The following is a 4,607-nucleotide window of genomic DNA, read 5'->3' on the forward strand; positions in this document are numbered from 1 at the left end:
TTCCCTTGAATTTCGTTCGTGTCCAGAACTTCACCGCCGTCAGACCGAGGGGTGTGCCGGTGAGGGTGACGGCCAGGCTCGAATGTATCAGCACCCCGCACAAGGTCAGCACGTTGGGCTGCCCGACCTTGTAGCGCCCGGCGTTGAGGGTGAGTTGCTCCCTAAGCCACGGCTCAAGGGCATTGATGACGGCCTTTCTCAGCCACGCCAATGTTCGCGACAGCCGTGATCTCAGCATCGGTATAGATGTAGGGCTCTGCCCCCCGCGCCGGCGGCACAGCCGTCTCGAGGTGGCACACCTACTGGTATCTGTCCGCCGCGCCGGAGCTAATGACCCATGCAGCGCGACTGCTGGATGAGCGGTGGGAGGCTCGCTCATGAGTGCCTCGAAGGATCTGGCCGTGCTGATCGAGCGGTGGTTCACCGATCGGCTCATGCCACACAGCCGGCGCAAAGTGTTCGAGCTGGCCGATATCGAAGCGGCGGCGCGCCAGAAGGCGCACGGCGAGAAGCCCAACCTCGTCTATCCGTTAGCGGTTGAAGCCGTGAAGCGCATCGATGCACACGTCGATATCGAGCGCGAGATCAACGGCCTGTCGCGCTTTTGTCCTGCGCAGGTGGTGTTTCTCGAAATCAGTCGGTGACCAGCCCGAACTACTAGTCATCTGGAGCTGAAGTTCATTATTATAGGTTGTGCTCGCGACTGAAGAAGGAGCGAGACGATGGCCAATGCGACGGGATGGCCGATTCGCCGCTGGTGTTGAGTGCGGATGAGCGGGCCAATGTTGAGCGGAAGGTTCGCCGGCGTCGTGTGGCGCGGTCAATGTCTGAACGATGCCGGATCATTCTGCGGTGCGCAGATGGCCTTCCCAGCAAGTCCGTGGCAGCCGAGCTCGGGTTCATGAGCATACCGTCGGCAAGTGGCGGCGGCGCTTTTTGAAGGAGCGCGTTGACGGCCTGCTGGATGAAGCGGGCCCTGGCAGGAACCGGCCGGTCTTTGGTTGGAATGGTGGCCGGCTTCATACCGGAATGGTGGCCGGTGCTTGATCGGAACGGCGGCCGGCTTCACGTCGGAATCCGCAGGTAGCGGCGCGTAAAGCCGGGTCTGCGCCCTCCCAGGCGATCTCGCGCACCGCCGGCAGACCCTCGAGCCGGACGCGAATGGGCTCCGTTCACCCTGGCGGGATAGCGGTGGGCCAGGCGCCTTCGATCAGGAGCGGCGGTGCGGCGGTTGCCGGCAAGCGTCAGATCGCCACGCTTCACCGTGTCGCCGGTTGAGCGCTCCGAGGGCACCAGGCCGAGTAAGGCCATCAGCTGCCGCGGATTGTCGAAGCGACGGACATCGCCGACTTCGCTGACGAAGGTGACCGCAACCATTAACGAGACGCCGCGAAGCGTCTGGTAGGCTGCCACACCGGCGCGAACGTTGTCTTGCTCAATGGCCCGTCCTTTCTTCCCTTGGGGCTCATCTCGGCACTCCCGAGCAACCCCGTTTGCTTAACAGCTGCAAAGACTAAGGGCGGGCACGTCGACACACGCGACTGGATCTGCTTCTCACGTGCCCTGGTGGCGATGTCGGTTGGTGGGGGCTGACCTATGCCAATCACTCGCGGGATTATTGGTAAGACAGTGCCGCGTCGGAAATTGATAAAAGCTGCTACCAGGCGCACAGTCCAAGGTCCAAACTGAATGGCTGGCGACTCGCAGCCGAGGCGCTCAACCAGTCCAAAAAAGGACGCTCGATATGCGAATGGCTCAAAAAGCAGAAATTCACTGCGCGCAAATTCTTTAAGCGCAGGCAGCAGAGGGCGGAAAACATGCATTTCGCCTCCCTCAAAAGCCGGAGGACGACCTGGCGGGTGCGGTATCTAACAAGCTGGCGGGGGCAGGGAATGGTTGTGTTCAAAGTTTCCCGGTCAGCGCGATCATTCAACTGGAAACTTCCGCGATGGATTTGACGACGCAAATCATTAGACACGTTATCAATTCTAGTGAGGAGACAATCCCTACGAAAGCTATCGAACGTGCCAAGCTCTCTATCCTGGACACGCTTGCCAGCGCGATCGGCGGATCGAACGACCCGATAGCCCACTCGGCTCGTCACCTAGGTGCATTGTCCGGTGGCAAGGCAGAATGCACAGTTTGGGTTTCCGGGGAAAAGCTCCCGGCCTGCTTAGCGAGCCTTGTGAACGCCACGACAGCAAGGTCCCTCGATTTTGATGAGACCTACGAGCTTTGTATTAACGGCTGCCACGCAAGCGCGTATGACGTCCCGCCGGCGCTGGCACTGGCCGAACGTGATACATCTATTACCGGACGCGAATTGCTGGTCGCACTAGCGACGGCCATCGATCTGCACGTGCGTCTGGCGCGCAGCGTTACCGCCAATTCAATAAATACGGGCCGTGACAATATGGTCGCTGTCTGGGGCACCACCGCAGTTAGCACCAAGTTGCTACGGCTCAACGAAGAGAAAACCCGAAACGCCTTCGGTATCGCTTACGCCCACGCCGCCGGCGAATTCCAGATGTATGAAGAAGGTTCCCACACCGTCTCGTTGCAGCAGGGGTTGCGGGCCCGCTCGGGGCTTGAGTCGGCGCTTTCAGCCATGGTGGGCTTCAACGGCCCGCGGGAGCCATTCTTTGGCAGGTATGGCTTCTACAGAGCCTTCGAACCTGACTACGACCTCGATTTGCTGATGGGGAAACTAGGTGACGACTATGTGAACGCTTCGATTAGCTTTAAACCCTGGCCCTCCTGCAAGTGTACACATCCGGGGATCGACGGGCTGCTGCAATTGCGCGAGAAGCACAACTTCACGGGGGAGGATGTTGTTTCAATTGAGCTCGGATTGAATCATCTCGCCGAGAGCCTTGTCGTCCAGCCGCGCGATCAAAAGTGGAGCCCAAAGGACCCGGTCGTCGCGCGCTTCAGCCTGCCTTACGTCATCTCTGTCGCGGCGCAACGCGGCAGAGTAGCAATTAGCGATTTCCGTCCGGAAGCACTTGTAGATCCGGCTGTGCGACGGATCATGGCTGCCACGAAGATCGAAGTTGATCCAGAGATCGATTGTACTCACGGTCTGCATCAAAATTCACCGACAGCAGTTACTGTGAAGCTAAGGGGTGGTGCAGAACATTTCATTCGGATTGACAAGCCATTCGGACATCCGGACAATCCGGCCTCGCTCGCCGATGGCATGCGTAAGCTCAAAGCTTGCGCCGAAACGTCCATGTTGCCGTTCTCAGATACACAGCTCGAGCTAGTTGGGGAGTTCGTCGAGGACCTAGATAAGCGGCCTACGTTGGTACCCCTATTCGAGCTGCTTGTTGGGGGTAAGTAGAAGCCGCGTCCAGGCGGTTATCCCGCCGAAAGTAACGCTGCGCCTCACCCGCATGCTCGCGAGAAATACCGTTGGCGCAACCTCGTCGAGCGCCTGCTTGCCGCCGGCCGCAAGTAGAAGCGTTGCAGTCCGCCGGTTGTGACTTACATAGCGCCCTCGAAGAGGATCCGCCGCACGTCCGCGAGCCGATCAGCCGTCCTGTTGGCTTGATTTCGCTGATGCGTCCGACGTTGAACAGCCAGGGATTGTCTTAAGAGTCCGTTTTGAAATTCAGGGATGAGCGTTTCTGCGGATGAGAGGATCATGGCGTGAGAGACGTCGATGCGCTTCTCGTAGTCGCGTCGCACGAGGCGGCCGTATCTTGTCATCCAGCCGAAGGTGCGCTCGACGACCCCCGCGGCGGGGCAAGACTTCGAAGCCCTTCTGGTCGTCGGATCGGCGGATGATCTCGACCACGAAGTCCAGATAGGCGGCCTTGTCCATGAGCTTCAGCCGGTCGTAGGCGCCATCGGCGAACAGGTGTTTCACCCAGGGCCAGCGCTTGCGTATACCATTCAGGATCGCCTGAGCCCCGGCACTGTCGGAGATGTCGGCGGGGGTCAGGTTGACACCATCAACAGCCGGCCATCCGTATCGACGGCGATGTGGCGCTTGCGGCCGACAATCTCTTCGCGGCGTGGTACCCTCTTGTTTCAGCTTGCGGAGCCTTAGCGTGTCGCGATTAATTGGCCTCATATCCGGCAGCTTTGAAGAAGTTCTGCATTCGGCTGGGTCGAACAGGTGGCAGATATCGCCGAGGGCATCGCAGAGTGCCTCGAAGGTTCTGGCCGCCTTCTTTCGCAGCCGCGCCTTGAGTTTTGAGTAGGCCATCTCGATCGGATTGAGATCGGGCGAGTATGGCGGCAGGAACAGGAGCCAGGCGCTCCTTTGGCGGACCGGTTGGGCGGCGCGCTCGTTCTTGTGGAAGCCGACATTGTCGAGAATGACGACATCGCCGGGCGACAGTTCGGAGCGAGCTGGGTTTCGACGTAGTGTTCGAAGATGGTGCCATTCATCGGCGCGTTGACGATCCGCGGGGCGACAAGACCCTGGCATCGTAGCCCAGCGATGAAGGTCTGCGTCTGCCATTTGCCGAATGGCGCATGCGTCCTGAAGCGCTCGCCCTTCGGCGCTCAGCCGGTGCGTTTGGTCAGTTTGCTGTTGGTCGACGTCTCATCGATGAAGATCAGCCGCGCCAAAGCCTTGTTCAAGAGCCGCTTTCGCC

At 59.7% G+C, this 4,607-nt stretch carries 3 protein-coding genes and 3 pseudogenes; 3 read left to right on the forward strand and 3 right to left on the reverse strand.

Annotated elements, in window-relative coordinates; translation table 11 throughout:
- Positions 1-211: pseudogene (locus NKI99_RS33390) on the reverse strand (hypothetical protein); the annotation flags it as partial.
- A gap of 166 nt (positions 212-377) precedes the next feature.
- Between NKI99_RS33390 and NKI99_RS33395 the strand changes: the two are divergent.
- Together NKI99_RS33395 and NKI99_RS33400 are read left to right on the forward strand one after the other, a co-directional pair.
- On the forward strand, positions 378-644 hold the full coding sequence (locus tag NKI99_RS33395; protein WP_352613702.1) for a hypothetical protein: 267 nt from the start codon (positions 378-380) through the stop codon (positions 642-644).
- Between the two features lie 95 nt (positions 645-739).
- Positions 740-996: pseudogene (locus NKI99_RS33400) on the forward strand (helix-turn-helix domain-containing protein); the annotation flags it as partial.
- 227 nt (positions 997-1,223) lie between these two features.
- Here NKI99_RS33400 and NKI99_RS33405 read toward each other — a convergent pair.
- Positions 1,224-1,413: pseudogene (locus NKI99_RS33405) on the reverse strand (transposase); the annotation flags it as partial.
- A 535-nt stretch (positions 1,414-1,948) separates the two neighbouring features.
- On the opposite strand from NKI99_RS33405, the gene NKI99_RS33410 reads away from it, so the two are divergent.
- Positions 1,949-3,343 carry an MmgE/PrpD family protein gene (locus tag NKI99_RS33410; protein ID WP_352613698.1) on the forward strand — a complete coding sequence of 465 codons (1,395 nt, stop codon included), beginning with the start codon at positions 1,949-1,951 and terminating at the stop codon, positions 3,341-3,343.
- 270 nt (positions 3,344-3,613) lie between these two features.
- On the opposite strand, the gene NKI99_RS33415 is transcribed toward NKI99_RS33410, so the two are convergent.
- Positions 3,614-4,471, reverse strand: coding sequence for a transposase (locus NKI99_RS33415; RefSeq protein ID WP_352613700.1), 858 nt, complete (start codon positions 4,469-4,471; stop codon positions 3,614-3,616).
- Positions 4,472-4,607 lie beyond the last annotated feature (136 nt).

The sequence above is a fragment of the Mesorhizobium sp. M0239 genome (assembly GCF_040321815.1).
Taxonomy (GTDB): Bacteria; Pseudomonadota; Alphaproteobacteria; order Rhizobiales; family Rhizobiaceae; genus Mesorhizobium.

Coding starts and splice junctions, on each gene's coding strand:
- NKI99_RS33415 (WP_352613700.1), bottom strand. CDS start 4,471: ATGGCAGACGCAGACCTTCATCGCTGGGCTACGATGCCAGGGTCTTGT.
- NKI99_RS33395 (WP_352613702.1), top strand. CDS start 378: ATGAGTGCCTCGAAGGATCTGGCCGTGCTGATCGAGCGGTGGTTCACC.
- NKI99_RS33410 (WP_352613698.1), top strand. CDS start 1,949: ATGGATTTGACGACGCAAATCATTAGACACGTTATCAATTCTAGTGAG.